This window comes from Acidicapsa borealis (assembly GCF_059115245.1).
Window position 1 is genome coordinate 6,027,554 of sequence record NZ_JCACNY010000001.1, and the last position, 19,433, is coordinate 6,046,986.

The 19,433-nt window shown below is 59.3% G+C and carries 15 protein-coding genes and 1 tRNA gene; 10 read left to right on the forward strand and 6 right to left on the reverse strand.

What is annotated here, in order from left to right; genetic code table 11:
- Nucleotides 1–12 precede the first annotated feature (12 nt).
- From frr to AC5S27_RS24565, 4 genes are all read left to right on the forward strand, one after another.
- The gene (frr, locus tag AC5S27_RS24550; protein WP_493937196.1) at nucleotides 13–600 is read left to right on the forward strand and encodes a ribosome recycling factor; all 588 of its coding nucleotides are present in this window, start codon (nucleotides 13–15) and stop codon (nucleotides 598–600) included.
- A gap of 160 nt (nucleotides 601–760) precedes the next feature.
- Complete coding sequence (locus AC5S27_RS24555; protein ID WP_493937197.1) at nucleotides 761–2,287, forward strand: glycoside hydrolase family 27 protein; 1,527 nt, start codon at nucleotides 761–763, stop codon at nucleotides 2,285–2,287.
- Nucleotides 2,288–2,425: 138 nt separating this feature from the next.
- Nucleotides 2,426–2,935, forward strand: a complete 510-nt coding sequence (locus AC5S27_RS24560; RefSeq protein ID WP_493937198.1) for an ImmA/IrrE family metallo-endopeptidase — start codon at nucleotides 2,426–2,428, stop codon at nucleotides 2,933–2,935.
- Nucleotides 2,925–3,302 (forward strand): hypothetical protein, encoded by a 378-nt coding sequence (locus tag AC5S27_RS24565; protein ID WP_493937199.1) that lies wholly within the window; start codon nucleotides 2,925–2,927, stop codon nucleotides 3,300–3,302. Before AC5S27_RS24560 ends, AC5S27_RS24565 begins: the two co-directional genes overlap by 11 nt.
- Nucleotides 3,303–3,470: 168 nt before the next feature.
- Here the strand turns inward: AC5S27_RS24565 and asnS are convergent, their stop codons facing one another.
- Nucleotides 3,471–4,799 (reverse strand): asparagine--tRNA ligase, encoded by a 1,329-nt coding sequence (gene asnS / locus AC5S27_RS24570; protein ID WP_493937200.1) that lies wholly within the window; start codon nucleotides 4,797–4,799, stop codon nucleotides 3,471–3,473.
- Between the two features lie 195 nt (nucleotides 4,800–4,994).
- On the opposite strand from asnS, the gene AC5S27_RS24575 reads away from it, so the two are divergent.
- Entirely contained in the window at nucleotides 4,995–7,478 is a 2,484-nt protein-coding gene (locus AC5S27_RS24575) for a protease pro-enzyme activation domain-containing protein (RefSeq protein WP_493937201.1), read from the forward strand.
- A gap of 31 nt (nucleotides 7,479–7,509) precedes the next feature.
- Here the strand turns inward: AC5S27_RS24575 and AC5S27_RS24580 are convergent, their stop codons facing one another.
- Both AC5S27_RS24580 and ggt read right to left on the reverse strand, forming a co-directional pair.
- On the reverse strand, nucleotides 7,510–8,334 hold the full coding sequence (locus AC5S27_RS24580; protein ID WP_493937202.1) for a sugar phosphate isomerase/epimerase family protein: 825 nt from the start codon (nucleotides 8,332–8,334) through the stop codon (nucleotides 7,510–7,512).
- Between the two features lie 106 nt (nucleotides 8,335–8,440).
- Nucleotides 8,441–10,219, reverse strand: a complete 1,779-nt coding sequence (ggt, locus tag AC5S27_RS24585; RefSeq protein ID WP_493937203.1) for a gamma-glutamyltransferase — start codon at nucleotides 10,217–10,219, stop codon at nucleotides 8,441–8,443.
- A 150-nt stretch (nucleotides 10,220–10,369) separates the two neighbouring features.
- Here ggt and AC5S27_RS24590 point away from each other — a divergent pair, with 150 nt between their 5' ends.
- Entirely contained in the window at nucleotides 10,370–12,517 is a 2,148-nt protein-coding gene (locus AC5S27_RS24590; protein ID WP_493937204.1) for a prolyl oligopeptidase family serine peptidase, read from the forward strand.
- 150 nt (nucleotides 12,518–12,667) lie between these two features.
- Here AC5S27_RS24590 and AC5S27_RS24595 read toward each other — a convergent pair whose 3' ends face one another.
- Entirely contained in the window at nucleotides 12,668–13,432 is a 765-nt protein-coding gene (locus AC5S27_RS24595; protein WP_493937205.1) for an exodeoxyribonuclease III, read from the reverse strand.
- Nucleotides 13,433–13,558: 126 nt separating this feature from the next.
- On the opposite strand from AC5S27_RS24595, the gene AC5S27_RS24600 reads away from it, so the two are divergent.
- Nucleotides 13,559–14,926, forward strand: coding sequence for a DNA polymerase domain-containing protein (locus AC5S27_RS24600; protein WP_493937206.1), 1,368 nt, complete (start codon nucleotides 13,559–13,561; stop codon nucleotides 14,924–14,926).
- 11 nt (nucleotides 14,927–14,937) lie between these two features.
- On the opposite strand, the gene AC5S27_RS24605 is transcribed toward AC5S27_RS24600, so the two are convergent.
- Nucleotides 14,938–16,020, reverse strand: a complete 1,083-nt coding sequence (locus AC5S27_RS24605) for an ATP-dependent DNA ligase (protein WP_493937207.1) — start codon at nucleotides 16,018–16,020, stop codon at nucleotides 14,938–14,940.
- Nucleotides 16,021–16,085: 65 nt separating this feature from the next.
- On the reverse strand, nucleotides 16,086–16,787 hold the full coding sequence (locus AC5S27_RS24610; RefSeq protein ID WP_493937208.1) for a lipid-binding SYLF domain-containing protein: 702 nt from the start codon (nucleotides 16,785–16,787) through the stop codon (nucleotides 16,086–16,088).
- A 372-nt stretch (nucleotides 16,788–17,159) separates the two neighbouring features.
- On the opposite strand from AC5S27_RS24610, the gene AC5S27_RS24615 reads away from it, so the two are divergent.
- From AC5S27_RS24615 to AC5S27_RS24625, 3 genes are all read left to right on the forward strand, one after another.
- Nucleotides 17,160–18,116: a hypothetical protein gene (locus AC5S27_RS24615; RefSeq protein WP_493937209.1), complete on the forward strand. Its 957-nt coding sequence runs from the start codon at nucleotides 17,160–17,162 to the stop codon at nucleotides 18,114–18,116.
- A 10-nt stretch (nucleotides 18,117–18,126) separates the two neighbouring features.
- The gene (locus AC5S27_RS24620; protein WP_493937210.1) at nucleotides 18,127–19,221 is read left to right on the forward strand and encodes a 4-(cytidine 5'-diphospho)-2-C-methyl-D-erythritol kinase; all 1,095 of its coding nucleotides are present in this window, start codon (nucleotides 18,127–18,129) and stop codon (nucleotides 19,219–19,221) included.
- A gap of 59 nt (nucleotides 19,222–19,280) precedes the next feature.
- Nucleotides 19,281–19,354 (forward strand) — tRNA-Gln (locus AC5S27_RS24625).
- Nucleotides 19,355–19,433 lie beyond the last annotated feature (79 nt).

Sequence of the window (19,433 nt, forward strand, 5' to 3'; positions counted from 1 at the left end):
GAGGATGGACACATGGCAGTTTCCTATATGGCGGGGATTCCGGTGCTGAAAGAGCTGCACAGCGATCTCAAGCGACGGATGGACAAGGCGGTTACGGATTTTCAGACACACCTGGTTTCGCTGCGGACTGGCCGGGCGAATGTGCAGCTGCTGGACCAGGTGCGAGTGGACTACTACGGAACGCCGACGGCGATTCCGCAACTGGCGCAGGTGACGACTCCTGAGGCTGGGATGCTGGTGATCCAGCCGTGGGACCCGAGCGTACTGAAGGAGATTGAGAAGGCGCTGCGTTCGCCGGAGCATGGTTTCAATCCGCAGAATGACGGGAAGCTGATCCGGGTGCCGATTCCTCCGATGACCGAGGAGCGGCGGCGCGATGTGGTGAAGCAGCTGAACAAGGAGCTGGAAGATCACAAGACGGCGCTGCGCAATATTCGCCGCGACGGCAACGACACGCTGAAGAAGCTGGTGAAGGACAAGGAGCTTGGACTGGACGAAGAAAAGCGCGCCCAGGACGAAGTGCAGGCGATGCTGAATGACGAGATCCGGCAGATGGAAGAGGCTGCCAAGCGCAAGGAAGTCGACATTATGTCGATCTAACTTGTCTATATCGCCACTCAAAGCCGTCCCTGTTCGGGGCGGCTTTTTCGTTTTGAGCGAAAAGACGAAAGTCTTGGCGGAGTTTCGGTCTTGTGCGGTGTGGTTGTAAAGGATTACATTTTGTGCGCGGCACACTTGGCTTGAAGGAAGGTCTCTAACTATGTCTCATCGCTCGTTGCGTCGATTTGCCTCGATGGCTGTCTTCACCGCTTCGCTTTCTCTTGGTCTTCTGGTGTCTTCCGCGCAGGCTGGAGCTCAGACTGTTGTCGGCAAGTGGGTGGCATATTCCGAGAAGCTGGATAACGGCGAGGCGAATCCATTCATTCTCACGCTCAAAGATGACGGCGGGGGGAACGTGAGTGGGACGCTGGAGGGGCTTGGTTTCTCGATTGATGTAAAGGGGACCGTGACCGGGAGCCACTTTGAGCTGGCGAATCCCTGGGAAAAGGATGAGAAGGCGTTCCTCGTTGGCGATGCTGCGAATGGTGAGCTGCACTTCAAGTTCTGGAGCCCTGAAGAGCGCGTTGCCAAGCCGTTTACGCCTGCAGATGCGATCAAGCTGCCGGCGTATATTGCTCCGCCTGCGATTCATCCGGTGCCGTACAACGGGCTGGCCAAGACCCCGCCGATGGGCTGGAACAGCTGGAACAAGTACCAGGGCAAGATCACGGACGCGATCGTTCGCCAGATGGCGGATGTGATGGTTTCGAGCGGGATGCGCGATGCGGGGTATGTCTACCTGAACATTGATGACACGTGGGAAGGCGAGCGGGACGCCAATGGCGTGTTACAGCCGAACCACAAGTTTCCTGACATGAAGGCGCTGGCGGACTATGTGCATTCGAAGGGGCTGAAGTTTGGCATCTACTCGTCGCCGGGGCCGCGCACTTGCGGCGGGTATCCGGGGAGCTATGGCCATGAGGAGATTGACGCCAAGACATGGGCTGGCTGGGGCATCGATTTTGTGAAGTACGACTGGTGCAGCGCGTCGAAGATCTACAAGGACGCCGATCTGCAAGCGATGTACCAGAAGATGGGCGCGGCGTTGCAGGCGAGTGGGCGGAAGATCGTCTACAGCCTTTGCGAATATGGGATGGGCGATGTGGGCAAATGGGGTCCTGCGGTTGGCGGCAACATGTGGCGGACAACCGGCGACATCAGCGACGAGTGGAAGAGCATGGAGAAGAACGGCTTTGGGCAGAATGACTGGGCGCAGTACGCGGCGCCGGGGCACTGGAACGATCCGGACATGCTGGAGATTGGCAACGGGCACATGACGGCGGACGAGTACCGGACGCATATGAGCCTTTGGGCGATTCTGGCTTCTCCGCTGCTGGCGGGGAACGATTTGACGGCGATGACTCCGGAGACGAAGTCGATTCTGTTGAACAAGGAGGCTATCGCTATTGACCAGGATTCGCTGGGCAAGCAGGGGACGCGGCTGTCGCAGAATGGGGATATCGATATCTGGACGCGTCCTTTGGCTGGTGGTGGGGTGGCTGTCGGGGTGTTCAATCGCGGTGGGTCGGAGGCTAAGGTTTCGTTGAAGGCTGCGGATTTGAAGCTGAAGGGGAACCCTAAGGCCCGGGATGTCTGGGCGCACTCCGATGTGGCGTTCAAGGGTGGGGCTTATGAGGCGAGCCTGCCTATGCATGGGGTGTTGTTGTTGAAGATTGCTGTTAAGTAGGCCCGAGCATCGATTTTCGCAATATACTGTGGAAAACATGGCCAAAGGGGTGTATGGTACTACTAAGAAATTCGCCAAATTTTCGCCTATCGGCGATTTTTGGATACATCGAAATCAAGTTCGAGGGTATTTTGCAATATGATAATCGCAACCCAAAAACCGAACTATCGGCTTGCTCAATCCAAGGCTTTGGATTTACTGGAACGTTCTGGCATAGTTGTGCCGCCTGTGAATCCAATTGATATTGCTGAACAAATTTTGAACGTTCCAGTCCGCTTCGCGACCTTTGATCCGAACGAAAGTAAACGTATATCAGGCTTTTATGACAGCGAAGATAATGCAATTGTAGTAAATCGGGAAGAGTTTCCGCTTCGGCAAACCTTTACGATTGCTCATGAGCTAGGACATAAGGTCTTACACGAAGAATGGGCTAGGTCTTCCGAATACCAAATTCTCTTGCGCAATCCTAAAGAGGAAAATCGAGATTTTCGCGAGAGAGAAGCCGACGCATTCGCAGCCAACCTCCTTATGCCTCGTTTCATGATGGACCAATATTACGAGGATCTGCCCCTCTCTGAAATGTCACGTCTTTTTGCAGTATCGGTCCCTGCGATCCAAGCTCGTTTGTCTTTTCTGTATGGCATCTGATCGCGATAAGGCAAAAAGTGCTATTCAAAAAACGGATTCTACCGATCCGGAGTTGAATGCTGCTCTCGCGGATGCAACAGATCTCCAGCACCGGATCACAGTTGAAAACAACCGGCACAAAGAAGCGATACACTCCGCAGAATTGGGATGGCTGGGACGCTGGCTAGGTGGCGAGAAAAATTCTCCTATCGTTGTAGCCGCGATAGTGGTGATAGCGGGGCTACTAGGTGCGTTTCTTGCTGGTTTGATGGCTTCTCGGAGCCAAGGTCCAGACTCAGCCGATTACTGGTCAAAAATGGTAGAGAGAAGCATTGCACTAGCACTAACTGCCCTATCTTTTATTTTCGGTCGCACCAGTAAACGGTAGCTTTTATAGATAGGATCTTATGGGATAACTAACTAACTTATTTATCTAGACGTTCGTGATCAAAGTCACCAACTTTACAATGCAGAAGCCGCTCTCACGAGCGACTTCGCGCCCGGGGGATACTGAAGTTAGTGTATGTCGATAGCTCTGCTTCGTCAACCGAGTTAGTTACGGGAAGATGCGGTTGAGGGTGCGGGCGAAGGGGATGGTTTCGCGGACGTGGTCGAGGCCGCAGATCCAGGCTACGGCGCGTTCGATGCCCATGCCAAAGCCGCTGTGCGGAACGCTGCCGTAGCGGCGCAGGTCGAGGTACCACTGGAAGGCTTCGAGGGGCAGGTTGTGGTCTTCGATGCGCTGCTTGAGCAGGTCGTAGCTGTCCACGCGCTGGCTGCCGCCGATGATTTCGCCGTAGCCTTCGGGGGCGAGGACGTCGACGCAGAGGGCGAAGGTGGGGTCCACGGGGTCGGGCTGCATGTAGAAGGCTTTTACAGCTGCAGGGTAGCGGTGGACCATGACGGGCTTGTCAAATTGTTTCGTCAGCCAGGTCTCGTCGGGGGAGCCGAAGTCGTTGCCGTACTCGAAGGGATGGTCGAGCTGACCGTCGGCGTGGGCCTGGTTGAGCATCTTGACGGCTTCGTCGTAGCGCAGTCGAGGGAATGGGCCCTGGATGACTTCGAGCTTGGAGATGTCGCGGCCGATGGTTTCGAGGTCGGCGCGGTTCTTCTTGAGCACGGACTGCACGATGTGGGTGATGAAACCTTCGGCGAGTTCGAGCAGGCCGTCGAGGTCGCAGTAGGCGACTTCCGGCTCGATCATCCAAAATTCGGTCAGGTGGCGGCGGGTCTTGGATTTTTCGGCGCGGAAGGTGGGGCCGAAGCTGTAGACCTTGCCGAGGGCGAGAGCGGTGGCTTCGATATAGAGCTGGCCGGACTGGGTTAGAAATGCTTCATCACCGAAGTAATCGACGGGGAAGAGAGTTGAGGTGCCTTCGCAGGCCGCCGGGGTGAGGATGGGCGGGTCGGTGCGGATGAAGCCGTTGGTGTCGAAGTACTCGGCGGCGGCGCGCATGATTTCGGCGCGGATGCGGAGGATGGCGGCCTGGCGCGAGGAGCGGACCCAGAGGTGGCGGCGCTCCATGAGGAAGTCGACACCGTGCTCCTTGGGGGTAATCGGGTACGGGTCTTCTTCGGGGACGCGCTGGATGATCTGGACGTTTTCGACGTCGAGCTCGTAGCCGCCGGGGGCGCGCTTATCGGCGCGGACCTTGCCGGTGACGATGACGCTGGACTCCTGGTTGAGGCTCTTGAGGGCTTCAAAGACCTCTGGCGCCACGCCGGACTTGTGGGCTACGCCCTGGATGGTGCCGGTGCCGTCGCGAAAGATGGGGAAGACGAGCTTGCCGCTTTCGCGCATGTTGTAGAGCCAGCCCTTGAGGGTGACGGACTGGCCTTCGTGCTGGCCGATGGCAGCGATTGTGGAAATGGGTGCTTCAGACATGATTTTGGTCGCTTTCCGGGCGCTTTGGGCGCGTGATCACTCTCTAGGATATCGCGGCTGTACGGCGGTAGTTACCCGCGTGTCTAAGCGGTTTCTCATCTTTTCAGCGGGCGGGGCCGATGGATGAGAGAACGCTCACCAAACTGAAGATCCTGTTCGAGATGGCGGGCTGAATTCTTCGCTGGAAGGTTGCTGATGCTTCGCACTCTTAAGACGTTCTTACTTTTCATTCTTTCTGTTCTTACGCTGGCGCTGGTTTCTGAGGGCTTTGGACAGGCGGTATCTCAGATCCGGGTTGCCGCAGATCGAATTCGCGGGCCGATTGTCGAGTCTGAGGTGGTGACGCTGGAGGGGAACGTGCATCCGCTCGTGCGGGCGGAGAATGATCGTGGCGAGGTCGCTCCGGAGACGCGGTTGGAGCGGATGGTGCTGGTGCTGCAGCGGTCTGCGGCGCAGCAAGCGGAGCTGGATGCGTTGACCGAGGCGCAGCAGGAGCCGGGTTCGCCGTTGTATCACCGGTGGCTTACGCCGGCTGAGTTTGGTGGCCGGTTTGGGGCTTCGGATGGGGATCTTGCGCAGATCATCCGGTGGCTGGCCGGGCATGGGTTTACCGTTGAGCCGGTTGCTGCGGGGCGCAATGTGATTGTGTTTTCTGGCAGTGCCAGGCAGGTGGCGGATATCTTTCATACGAACCTCCACCGCTATGTTTCGGGCGGGGTGGCGCATCTCGCGAACTCGGAAGACCCGCAGGTGCCGAAGGCGCTGTCGCCGGTGGTGGCGGGGGTGTTGTCGCTGCATGATTTTCGGCGCGTATCGGCGACTCGGGCAGTTCGACTGGTAGCTGCACCGGCGAACACGCAGGGCAGCTCGCACTATCTCTTTCCCGCAGATTTCGCGACCATTTATGACCTCAATCCGCTGTATGCGGCGGGCAAGAATGGGAGCGGAGTGTCGATTGCCATTGTGGGGCGTTCGGCGATCAGCCTGGGGGATGTGAGCACGTTTCGCAGCTACGCCGGGCTGTCGACGGCGACAGTGCCGACGATCACGTATGACGGCGCCAACCCGGGCGAGATTGCCGGGGACCAGGATGAGGCGACGCTGGATGTTGAGTGGGCTGGCGGGGTCGCCTCGGGGGCGTCGGTGAAGTATGTGGCTGCTGGATCGACGGCAACGACAGACGGTGTCGATCTAGCGGCGCAGTACATTGTGAATAACAAGGTTGCGCCGTTGATGAGTACAAGCTTCGGAAGCTGCGAGGCAGAGATGGGCTCGGCGGAGATGGCCTTCTATAACAATCTCTGGCAGCAGGCGGCGAGCGAGGGCATCAGTAGCTTTGTCTCATCGGGCGACAGTGGAGCGGCGGGTTGCGAGCGTGGGTCCTTGGCGAAGGGTTCGAAGGCGGCTGTGAACGGGCTTTGCAGCTCGACCTATGCAACCTGCGTGGGCGGGACGGAGTTCAACGAGATCAACGGGGGGAACAACGCGACTACCTACTGGAACAGTGGGAACGGTGCGGGAAATGGTTCGGCGCGTGGGTATATTCCGGAGAAGGTTTGGAATGAAAGCGCTAGTGACGGCGGGTCGGGGTTGTGGGCTTCGGGTGGCGGGATCAGTGGAACTTACACGCAGCCGGGGTGGCAGAAAGGCATTTCGGGAGCGTCGAGCAACGGGATGCGGGCGGTGCCGGATGTGTCGCTTTCTGCCGCTGTGCATGATGGATACCTGATTTGCATGAACGGCAATTGGTACGTCATCGGGGGTACGTCGGCTTCTTCGCCTTCGTTTGCCGGGATCATGGCGGTGGTGCTGCAGAAGTTGTCAGGTGCAGGGCAGGGGAATGCCAATCCAATTCTCTATGGCCTGCTCAGTGCGAGTGCAAATCCATTCCACGCAACGCCGAGCGGGAACAACTCGGTTCCGGGCGTGAACGGATTCACGGCAAGCGGCGCTTCTTATAATCTGGCGACCGGGCTTGGTTCAGTGGACGTAAGTGTGCTGGCCAGTGTCTGGCCGGGTGTTGCCGCACCTCCACCCCCAAAGAAGGGTTTCACGATCGCGCCTTCGGGCACAGCTTTCACGCTGATTCGAGGGAACTCGATGAGCTTTACGGTCGCAATTGCGGGGAGTAGTGGGTTTTCGGATTCGGTGGCGATCAAGGCTACCGGGGCGGTTGGGGTTTCGCTGTCTGTTTCGCCGGCGAGTGCGAAACCCGGCTCCAGCGTGACCGTGAAGTTGACTGCCACCAGTGCTGCAGCGGCGGGAGGATCGCAGATTGTGCTGACAGGGACAAGCGATGGAATGACGGCGACGGCTTCGGCTGCTCTGACGGTGAAGGTGCCGCCCACGCTCGGCATCACCGCTTCGGCGGGATCGGTCACTGTGCCGCAGGGGAAGACTGCGAAGCTCTCGATCACGGTGAACACTGGCGGATCGTTTTCGGGGCCGATTACGCTCGCCGTCTCGGGGCTGCCGGCGGGTGTTTCGGCATCGTGGAGCAGCAGCTCCCTGAGCGCTACGGGCACTTCCTCCGAGAGCACAACACTCACGCTGAAGGCTACGGCCGATGCAGCGCTGCGGGCTGCGGCGCTGACGGTCGCCGCCACGGGGGACGGGCTGACGGCTCAGACTGCAGTCAATGTAACTGTTGCCAAGCCGACCGTTGTGGGGTCCAGGTAGGTCTTACCTGATGGCGCCGGACAGCTCTCGATCAGCTTGCTAAGAAATCGAAGGCGGCCTGGGATTTCTCGGTGATCGAGGCGGGCGTTTCGGCTAGCGCGTGGTGAATTTCGAGGACGCAGGCGGGCGGCTCGGGCAAGGCCTTGAGCGCAGCCTTCGTTTTTGTCCAGTCGATGGTACCGTCGCCAGGCCAAAGGTGTTCATCGCGGACGGCATGGTTATCGTGGGTGTGGACGGAGACGATCCGGCTGCCGAATATGCTGATGGCGTCGGCGACGCTGGAGGCGATGTGGGCGTGGCCGGTGTCCAGGCAGACGCCAATGCGGGTGAGGTGGCCGATGGAGAAGATCTCCATCAGGTGCTCGGGCGTGGCGGGCTCGTTGAGGATGTTCTCTGCGAGCAGGCGCACACCGAGCGGGCGGGCGAAGGCGTCGAGGTGCTCGAGTGCGGTCATGGCGTGTTCCTGTGCCCGCGGAGACCAGGTGTCGTGGCGTTCGCCGAGATGGACGACGAGGTTCTTGAAGTGGATGTGCTCGGCGGTTTCGAGGGCGCGCTTGACCTCATCCATGGCGTCGATGCGGCGGGATTTTTCCGGGTGGAGGAGGTTCACCGCCGGGGCTCCGGCGCGGCCCATTTCACGGTCGGGGTAGAGCGGGGCGTGCATGGACCAACACTCGAGCGGGTTGGAGGCGAACCAGCTGGCCAGCTCCTGCACGTGTTCGCGGCTGGTGTAGTCGAAGTGCTGCCGTGCGGCGAAGATTTCGACACCCTGCGCACCGGCACGGCTGGCCAGCTCAAGCAGGCCGGGATGCAGGCGTTCTTTCAGAAAAATGTGTGTCGATAGACATCGCAGCATAGAAATTCGTTCCCCTGCCCGATTGGATGCAGCCAGGCGCTGAAGGTATTGTCGCATTTTCGGGGCGAAGGATTGTAGAAGTCTCCGTGAATCAAAAGGGTACGCGCTAGTAACCGGCGGCTTTGCCGTAGCCGCTGCGATGGTCCTGGCCGCCGAGAAGTTCGCCGGTTTTGGGGTCGATGGCGATGCATTCGCCGTTGGACCAGTGGTTGGTGTGGATGAGCAGATCGTAGCCTTCGCTCTTGAGCGCTTCCTGCGTCTCCGTCGAAAAGCCGGGTTCGAGTTCGACCTTATCCGGAAGGTACTGGTGATGGAAGCGCGGTGCGTCGACGGCCTGCTGGATGTTCAGGCCGCCCTCGGCTGCGGAGAGGAAGATGTTGGCTACCACGGTGATGATGCGGGAACCGCCGGGGGTGCCGAGGACGTAACGCAGTTTACCGTCTTCGAGAACGATCGTTGGCGTCATCGCAGAGAGCGGGCGCTTGCGCGGTGCAATGGCGTCGGCCGGGCCCTGGATGAGGCCATACATGTTGGGTGTATTCATCTTGGCAGCGAAGTCATCCATTTCATCGTTGAGCAGGAAGCCGAGCGAGCCAGCTGTTACGTCCGAACCGAAGGCGTTGTTGAGCGTAGTGGTCACGCTGACGGCGTTGCCGTCCTTGTCGACGACGGAGTAGTGCGTCGTGTCCTGCGAGTCCTTACGTGTGCCGGGTGTTTTCGGTGCGGGCGGCAGAAAGCCTTCGGGACGGTGCAGGGCATCGCTGGGGGTGGCCTTGTCGGTGATGCTGGCGCGCCAGGCGTCGGCGTACTTCTTGCTGGTCATTTCGGCGACGGGCATGTGGTTGTAGTCCGGGTCGCCGAGGTACTCGCTGCGGTCCATGTAGGCGCGGCGATAGGCTTCTGTCACGACATGAATCCATGCGGGGGAGCGGTCGCCCATCTTGGTCAGGTCGTAGGGCTCGAGGATATTGAGGGCCGACAGCAGCACCACTCCTCCGGAAGACGGCGGGGGAGCGCTGATGACGGTGAAGTTGTGGAAGGTGCCAATGACGGGAGTGCGCTCCTCGACCTTGTACTGGGCGAGATCATCGAGCGTGATGAGGCCGCCGCCTTTCTTGAGGTCGGCGACGAGCTCCTGGGCGAGCTTGCCGTGATAAAAGTCGTCTGGGTTAACGGAGATGCGCTTCAGCGTCTGTGCCAGCTGGGGCTGCTTGAAAACTTCGTTGGCTGCGTAGTATTGGCCGTCGCGCTGGAAGATGCGTTTGGTGTCCGGGAAGAGCGCCAGGCCGGGGTAGTGCATCAGGTGCGCTTCTTCTTCAGTGAGTGCGAAGCCTTCTTCGGCCAGCTTGATGGCGGGAGCTATGACTTTCGCGAGGCCGAGCTTGCCGTACTTCTTTTCTGCGTAGGCCAGACCGGCGACGGATCCGGGGGTGGCGATGGCTCGGTAGCCGGTGACGCTGGATTGGAGGTTATTGCCGGGCAGCACGTTGCCCTTGTCGTCGAGGTACATGTCAGCGGTGGCGGCGAGGGGGGCCTGTTCGCGGAAGTCGATGAAAGTGGTTTTGCCGTCGTGGGTGCGCAGGAGCAGAAAGCCGCCGCCGCCGATGTTTCCAGCAACCGGATGCACGACTGCCAGAGCGAATCCTGTGGCTACGGCTGCGTCAACGGCGTTGCCGCCGGCCTGCAGGATCTGCACTCCCACGTCCGAGGCGAGATGGTGGACGCTGACGACCATGCCGTTTTTTGAGCGGACGGGTTGCTCGTCCATGTAGGGGAGGGGTTTGCCTTCCTGGGCGAAGACTGGTGCGCAGGTGGTGGCCAACAGGGCGATGCTGGTGCTGAACGAGAGAAAGACGGAGCGCGAAATGGTCGGAAGGTTTGTCATCGGCTTTGGGACATGATATCGCCCACGTCCTTTCCATCGGTTCGAATTGCGAATGCTTGCGGCGGTAATTCTGTTGTTTCTGCGCGGCTGGATGCCGTAGGCTTCGGTTAGTCCTGTACGTCCCATTCCCTTCCTGGAGCTTTCCTCCCCATGCGCATTTCCCTTCGCTCTGTTCCTGCTGCTGGCGTATTTGCTGCGTTTTGCCTGTCCACTTCGCTTGCTGGCCTTGCCCAGGTTACGCCTGTGAAGGAAGTTCCAGAGAAGCCGGACAACTATCAGTGGCTGGAAGATGTGCACGGCGAGCGGGCGATGGATTGGGTGAAGGCGGAGAATGCGCGGACGGCGAAGGTGCTGGAGGCTGATCCGCGGTTTGGGCAGTTTCAGGGCGAGGCGCTGGCGATCCTGGAGTCGAAGGACAAGCTGGCGATGCCCGGCTTCCGCAATGGGACGATTTACAACACGTGGCAGGATGCGGATCATGTGCGCGGTATTCTGCGGCGGACTTCGTTGGCGGACTACCAGACGGCGCAGCCACATTGGGAGACGGTGCTGGACTACGATGCACTCGCTAAAAAGGACAACCAGCGTTGGGTAGCTCGGGGATTGAACTGCCTCTATCCGGGTGACAGCATCTGCCTGACGGCGCTCTCGGCTGGCGGCGAGGATGCGACGACGGATCGCGAGTTCGATCTGAAGGCAGCGAAGTTTGTCGATGGCGGATTCACGCTACCGACGGGCAAGAAGCGCATTGCGTGGGTGGATAAAGACACGCTGCTGATCGCGGGCGAATGGGGTCCGGGGACGCTGACGAAGTCCGGGTATGCGTTCATCGTGAAGGAGTGGAAGCGTGGCGAGCCTATTGGTCAGGCGAAGGAGATTTATCGCGGCGACGAGTCGGACGGTGGCTATGGCGTGAGCCCGATTGTGTTGAACGATGCGCAGGGGCACAAGGCCGTTCTCATGTTCCGGCCGCTGAATACGTTTGATTTTGAGCATTCGATTGTGACGCCGGGTGGTGTGAAGCTGATCGGGTTGCCGCACAAGGCTTCGCTGGGCGGATTGCTTGACGGGCAGCTGATCGTGACGTTGAACCAGGACTGGACGCCGGAGGGTGGGACGAAGAAGTTTGCGCAGGGGACGGTGGTTTCGTTTGACTTGAAGGCGGTTGAGGGTGATCCGGTTCATCTGAAGCCTACGGTCGTGTTCAAACCGACAGCGAAGGAGTTTGCGCAGGGCGTTTCCGTGACGCGGAATCATCTGATCCTGACGACGCTGGAGCATGTGCAGGGGCGCGCTTACCGGTTCACTTGGGAGAAGGGTAAGTGGGTGAGCAAGAAGCTCGACGTGCCGGATAACCAGACGGTCGGCATTGTGAGCACAAACGAGTCCGATGATCAGTTCTTCCTGGTGCTGACGGGTTTCTTGACGCCGACTTCGCTGGAGCTGGGCGATGCCGCGACTGGCTCGCTGAAGCTGGTGAAGACGCTCCCGGCGCAGTTCGATGCTTCGAAGGATGTGGTGGAGCAACTTGAGGCAACTTCGACGGATGGGACGAAGATTCCGTACTTCGCTGTGCATCGCAAGGAGATCCAGTTTGACGGCTCGAATCCTACGCTGATCAACGCGTATGGCGGCTTCCAGGTTTCGGAGACACCGAGCTACTCGGGCGTGATGGGCAAGCTTTGGCTGGAGCGCGGCGGGGTGTTTGTGCTGGCGAATATTCGCGGTGGCGGAGAGTTCGGTCCGGCTTGGCATGAGGCTGGGTTGAAGACGCATCGCCAGTTGATCTATGACGATTTCGCCGCAGTGGGCAAGGACCTCATTGCGCGCAAGATTACTTCGCCGAAGCACCTGGGGATCATGGGCGGGTCGAATGGCGGGCTGCTGATGGGTGTTGAGTTTAACCAGCACCCGGATATGTGGAATGCGGTGGTGATCCAGGTGCCGCTGCTGGATATGCTGGGCTACGAGCACATCGCTGCGGGCGCTTCGTGGATTGGTGAGTATGGGTCGATCTCGGTGCCCGAGGAGAGGAAGTTCCTGGCGTATCTTTCGCCGTACAACAACCTTGACGCTGCGAAGAACTATCCCGAGCCGCTGATCTTTACGACGACGAAGGATGATCGCGTGGGGCCGGTCCATGCGCGCAAGTTCGCGGCACGGATGGAGGAGTTCAAGAAGCCGTTTTACTTCGACGAGATTCTGGAAGGCGGCCACGGGGCGGGGGCGGATCTGAAGCAGCAGGCGAGGACGTATGCGGAGACATACGTCTACCTGACGCGCAAGCTGGTGGATTGAGGCATGTTCCGGTAGAGGGCAGTTTCAGGACGATACTGCACAGGCCGACGCATGGGGTGTATCGACGAATGGCTTGACGATCATGTGTCCATAGAGCGAGATTTTTGTCGTCACGGAAAGTACGGATACGAATTTCTTGTGGCTATTCCATCAACTCAGCGTCAACGTGATCGGCGTGTGATCCGAAGGCCTCGGTTGGGCTCTTGGCCCCTTGTCGATCTCACAGGACTTTAGTCGGCTTGCCAAGGATGGGGATGTCAGGAAGTGGTCGATTCGGATGCCTCGATTGTGTTCGAAGGCCTGCCGGAAGTAGTCCCAGAAGGTAAATTGCCCTTTTTCATCGGGGTGAAGCGAGCGGAATGCGTCTGTATATCCGAGGTCAAGGTATGCCCGGTAACGGCTCCGAGTTTCGGGTTGGAACAGGGCGTCTCCGAGCCAGGAAGCCGGCTTGTGGCAGTCGATGTCTTCCGGGATGACGTTGAAATCGCCGCCAATGATGGTGGGAATGTCGCTTGTCAGCCATTGCCTCATTTGAACGTGAAGCCGGTCCATCCAATCGAGCTTGTACTCGAACTTTTCCGTCCCCACCGGATTGCCGTTTGGGAGATAGATGTTGACGACACGGAAGTCGCCGACGATCACTTCAAGGAAGCGAGAGTGGGTGTCGATGTCGGATCCGGCGAGGCTCCTGTTCACTGTTTCAAGGGGCAGGCGCGACAAGATTGCAACGCCGTTATACGCCTTCTGAGTGACGGCCACGCTCTCGTAGCCGAGCGCCAGAAAGACTTCCGCGGGAAAGTCGGTGCCTTTCAGTTCCTGAAGAAGCAGGATGTCCGGCGTCTGCTCCTTGAGCCAGGTTTCAACGAGTTCCAGTCGTGCCTTGATCGAATTGACATTCCAACTTGCAATCTTCATCGCTTCTCCGAGTTACTGTGTTGAGGATACTGGTCTGCAATGCGAGTGTCTCCTCGCTCCCTTAGAATGTCATGCACCATTGCGAGGCATCGGAATTGCATCTCAATGGTTTGAGGGACGAATCGGATGGCGAAGGCGGACGATGCTGAGTTGCTGGAAGTGGCGGGACGGACGGTACGTGTTAGCAGCCCTGCCAAGCCGTACTTTACGCGCGGTGTGCAGCTGACGAAGCTGGACATTGTGCGGTACTTTCTGTCGGTGGCGCCGGGTGCGCTGCGTGGGATTGTGGATCGTCCCGTGGTGCTGAAGCGGTTTGTGAATGGCGCGGAGGCAGAGCCGTTTTATCAGAAGCGCGCTCCGACCGATTTGCCGGAATGGATGCGCACTGTCACGTTGTCTTTTCCTTCAGGGCGCACGGCGGATGAGGTGGTGGTGGATGATGCCGCGGGGCTGGCCTGGATCGTGAACCTGGGCTGTATGGAGCTGCATCCGCATCCAGTGCGCACAGCCAATCTCGATCATCCAGATGAGCTGCGCGTGGATCTCGATCCGCAGCCCGGTGTGGGGTGGGAAGATGTGCGTGCGGTTGCGATGGAAGTGAAGGCGCTGCTGGACGAGCTTGGGATGGTGGCGTGGCCGAAGACCAGCGGGTCTCGCGGCATTCACATCAACATACGCATTGAGCCGAAGTGGACTTTTACCGAGGTGCGCAGGGCGGCGCTGGCGCTGGCTCGCGCGGTGGAGAGGCGCTGTTCGCTGGCGAGCAGCAAGTGGTGGAAAGAGGAGCGGCATGGCGTCTTTGTGGACTACAACCAGAATGCCAAGGACCGGACGACCTGTTCTGCTTATTCGGTGAGGCCTCTGCCGGATGCGCGTGTGAGTACTCCGCTGCGTTGGGATGAAGTGATGACGTGTGACCCTGCGGAATTTACTGTGCTGACGGTGCCGGACCGCTTTGCCAGATTGGGCGATCTGCATGCTGCGATGGATGATCATGCCGGTACTTTGGATGCGCTGCTGGAGCTGGCTGCACGCGATGAAGCGGAGGGTCTGGGGGATGCTCCGTGGCCGCCGCACTTTCGCAAGATGGAGGGCGAGCCGGCGCGGGTGCAACCTTCCAAAGCGCGCGGTGCTGCCAAGGAAAAATCTGCCAAGAGCAAGGAGATTGAGAAGGCCGAAGGCGGTGAGTCCGATTCTGCAGCTTTGCCCGCGAAGAAGGGCCGTCGGCAGCCTACGGTGCCGCTGATCGTGGTGGCGCAGTCCCGAGATAAAGCTGCTGCTGAGGCTGGGTTGGAGCGATGGAAGACGCAGCACGGTGAAGCTGCGGCTCTGCTGGCTCCGGACGATGTGCTGGTGGATCGCATGCGCGGGTCGGCGTATGTGTGGTATCGCATTCGCGTGAACCTGCGGCATGTGCCTGAGGAGTCGCGGCCCGCGCAGGGAGTTCCTGATCCGGATGACGACCCGACGCGGGAGTGGCGCGAAGGCAAATAGCCAAACTGAACTTATGTCCGTTCGGGGAAGATGCTCATCAGTTCCTGGGGCGGGACGACCTCGAGCTGCTCGTAGGTGCAGTCTTTCGGCGCCTTGTCGGGACGCCAGCGACGGAAGTGAGCGAGATGGCGGAAGCGATCGCCCTGCATGTGTTCGTAGGCTACCTCGACGACAAGCTCGATGCGCACGGGTTCCCAGCTCAGGTCTTTGCCCGCGCTCCATCGTGACTGGCCACCGGGCATGCGACCGCTGGCCTGGGCCTCTTCTTCTTTCCAGGCTTTCCAGGGGTGGGCGCTGAGAGCATCTTCTCGATACGGTTGGAGGAACTCTACCAGCTCTTTGCGTTTGGCAGCGGTAAAGCTGGCGCAGACGCCGACGTGCTGAAGTTTTCCTTCCCCGTCGTAGAGGCCCAGCAGGAGCGATCCGACCAGCGTTCCATCCCCATCTTTGTGCCAGCGAAAGCCTGCGACCACGCAGTCACAGTCACGCTCGTGCTTGATCTTGAGCATGGTGCGCTTGTCGGGCGTATACGGACCGGTGATGGGCTTGGCGATCACGCCATCAAGACCCGCACCTTCGAAGCGCGTGAACCAGTCTTGCGCGATGGCGCGGTCGCGCGTTGCGGGGGTGAGGTGCAGTGGAGGGTTCAGATTTGCAGCGATTCTTTCGAGCTCGGCACGCCGAGCTGCGAAGGGCTCATTGCGCAAGTCGCGCTCGTTCAGCTGGAGGAGGTCGAAGAAGACAACCGATGCAGGCGATTGCGCCGCCAGCGTCTTTACCCGTGATGCAGCTGGATGGATACGCAATGTCAGAGAGTCGAAGTCCAAACCGCCGTCGCGTGCGATGACGATCTCACCATCGAGGACGCAGCGCTGAGGAAGCTGAGCCAACAGAGGTTCACGAAGCTCTGGAAAGTAGCGGTCGAGCGGCTTGCCATCGCGGCTCTGGATGAGCAGGTCATCGCCGTCGCGAAAGATCACGGCGCGAAAGCCGTCCCACTTCGGCTCGAAGCTCCAGGCATCTGCGTTGGAGGGGATTTCATCCACTCGCTTGGCGAGCATGGGGAGGATCGGCGATGGCAAGGGCAGCGGCATGGCTGATTTAGTGTAAAGCGGCCGGGACTGAGCGAGCACAATATGAGCACCCAGCCGCTCGTGATTTATTTACCAGAGTGAGCGCGGCCTTTGCGGAAGAGCTCATTGACGGTTCGGACGAAGTGGGCGGCTACGGCCGGGGTCGGTACTCCGCCGGCAAGCACTGTTTGGAACGCCACTTTATGGCCGTACAACGCCTCTGTGTCCTTGACGTTCTGGTTGACTTCGTCGCCCTGCAGGTCGATGCCTGCGAAGGCACCCTTGTTGCGAGAGTAGGACAGGAACTCAGCGTTGGCCAACTCAGTGGTTGATGCCTGCGAGCTGCGGCCTACGGGGCCGGCGGCTACGGAAGCGTCCCCGCCGAGCTTCACTTTGTCCTTGAGCAGGTGGTCGAGGCTCTTGCGGGAGCGGCCGATCAGGACGAGGTCGGTCGACTGGCCGCCGATCTGAAATCCGAAGCTACCTCCTGCCATCTGAACCATCACGGGCGCACTCCAGCCGCGGGCCGTGCGGCAGGTGGCTATGCCCTGGCCATATTCACCGCCGAAGACGAAAGCACCCTTCTTGAAACTGGGAACGACGATGACGCACTGCGCTGAAGATGCGATGTCCAACGGAATGCCTTTGTCGGGGGTGTTCATGAGCTCATGCAGGACGGCGTGCGCTGCTTCGATGCGGTGCACAATCTTTTCCGGGGCCTGGGCCTGGAGGCTGGGTGCGAGGATGGCGGAGGCGGCGACGAGTGCAGCAGCAATAAGTTTACGCATGGATCTCCTTTTATAGTTCTGACAGTTGGAGACGCTCAGGCAGCTAAGTGTTGTATTCAAAAAGAAAAATTATTCTGTCGCTAACTTAGCCGTGCGCGGTTTCAAGACAATAGGTGAGGGGAAATACTGATCAGCCATTGGCGCAGAATGCATTCCTTTCTTTTCACCCTGGCGCTAATTTTTGCTTGCGGGATGGATCCACAGGGCTATCGGGCTGGAACGCCAATAGGAATCTCCTGCTTCTTTCGTGCGTTGCCTATTAGGTCGAAACTTGCCGAACGAGCATAAGGGAGAATCATTGCATCGGCTCCGGACATCGAACCGGAAGCCAGCGATTGGACTGAAGTCTCAGCATCGAAGAGGAGTTCGCGCATGTCTCGATGGATGATCCTAGCCACGATCTTTTCAGCCGCTCAGCTTGGTTGGGGACAAGCGGCATTACCAGTGGAACCTCCAACTGCCAAATCCCTGAGTTCATCGGTGCCGGATCAAACGGCGCGCATCCTTGGACTACAGCCGCAATTGCACACACTTGCGGCATTGCAGACGCAGAGAGGATGTGGTTCGCCCGCAACCATGGAAGAGCTGACGATTCGTCAGGAGCTTCTGGAAGAAGTGCAGTCAGCCACCTTGGACGTGGATAGTGTTCTCGCAGAGATTGCCAGTGAGCAGGGGCAGTTGTCGAACCTGCGCACGTCGCTGCAAGCAAAACGGGACAATACGGTGGCGAAGTTCAACACTGCTGCGTTGATCACTGGATCAGCGGCTGGAGCCATGATCAGTGCCACTCAGTTCAGCAACCTCGGTAGCAGGACGAATAACATCGGGGATGGTTTCGGGATTGGTGCCGGAGTTGCCTCGACCATTTTCTCCGTCATCGCGAACAGGAAGCAAAACGGGCCCAATGGAGCGGTCGGACGAGTGCCAAACATGCTTGCTCCGCTGTTCGACGCGACTCCAGTGCTGAGTAGTTCCTATCCTCCCGCGGTGCTGCACTTTCTCCAAGAGGTCCCCGCCAACGAAGATCCGTCGCGCGGTACCCGGCTAGAGCAGTTGAAGGCCGGGTGGGTCCAATCCGGTCTCCTCGATGCATCCTCTTCAGCGACACGGCAGCGCGAAGTCGCAGCTCTGACATCGAGCTCGGACCCCATGGTAAAGATTTCGATCAGTGACCTGTCCAACAGGATCGGGATGCTGGTGGATGTGTCCGGACGGGTGTCATTGATGAAGCGAGATCTTGCCACGATTATGCGTACGTACATGGGTAAACAGTCCTCATGCGCGCCGCTCCCAAGCCAAGGGTCCTCTCCCGGTCCTGGAGCAAAGTAAACTGGAGAAGATGCCGACAGCGGTTCGTTCCCATGCGAAGATCAACCTCGGCCTGGGGATCGGTGCGCCCCGGGCGGATGGGTTTCATAGTCTTGTCACGCTCTACCAGACGCTGGAGCTGCATGACTGGGTGACTGTGTCCGCGCGCCGGGCTGCTGTCACCACGATTCGGCTCAGTTCGAATGAGCGGCGGGTGCCTGTCGACGGGCGGAATACTGCCTGGAAGATGGTGGCGCTGGCGGTGCAGGCGCTGGGGATTTCGGCTGAGATCCACGTCCATATTGAGAAGCAGTTGCCGATTCAGGGTGGGTTGGGGGCGGGTTCGGCGAACGCTGTGGCGGCGCTGATTGGGCTTGAGGCGGAGCTGGGGATTTCCCCCTCTGAGCCCAGCCACTCGTCCCACCCTAGCCACAAAAACAACGACGTGGCGAGGGTGGGGCACCCAGACTTCTTTTCAACTTGGGCGGCGGAGCGGTTGCAGCTTGCGGCCAAAGTTGGGTCGGATGTGCCGCTTTTTCTGATTGGTGGAGCGGTTTTGGGGTTAGATCGGGGGCAGTCGGTTTTCCCGATGCCGGATCTTTTTGAGGGTTCGGAAGCGCCCTGGTGTGTAGTGGCGATTCCGTCGGTGGGGGTGTCGACGCCGCAGGCTTTTCGCGACTGGGACGCGCTCTGTGTCCGGGACGGTTTGACCGCAGAGGCAAGTGAGGCTAAACTAAGTGAGTTGAGCCGCGTCTATGCAAGCTCCCTCACAGGAGCAACCGCACGGGACGGCTTCTCCGGTGTCCTTGCCTTGGGCGAGGACCTAGCGGGACCTCAGGTGTCCGCGCTTGTCCGCACCGGGATAGCGAACGACTTCGAACGTGTTGTCTTTCTGCAGCATCCCCTTCTCAGCGAGATCAAGCGCACTCTTGCGGCCTCCGAAACCCCGGAGCAGGCCCTCCATGCGTCCTTGTCCGGATCCGGTTCAGCACTCTTTGGCCTTTACCGAGGCCAAGGGGACGCCGAAGCAGCCCGCGAACGGTTGCGTGGAATCGGAGTGCATAGCTTACTGACTCGCACCCTGCCCCGCTCAGCCTACTGGCGCCAAATGCTTCAGCAATCTTAAGTTTGACGGGTGTCCAGCCCAGCGTTGAAACTGGCTGGCGGTCGTTACGGTTCGACTGTTGGGCGATCGACTAATGGTAGGTCAAGTGCCTTTGACGCACTTTGTCTAGGTTCGAATCCTAGTCGCCCAGCCAAGACCTCCGGGGCTCAACATGCGCCGGGGAAAATTCAAGAATCCGCAGGTAAGTTCCTCAGATGAGGAGCCCCAACCAA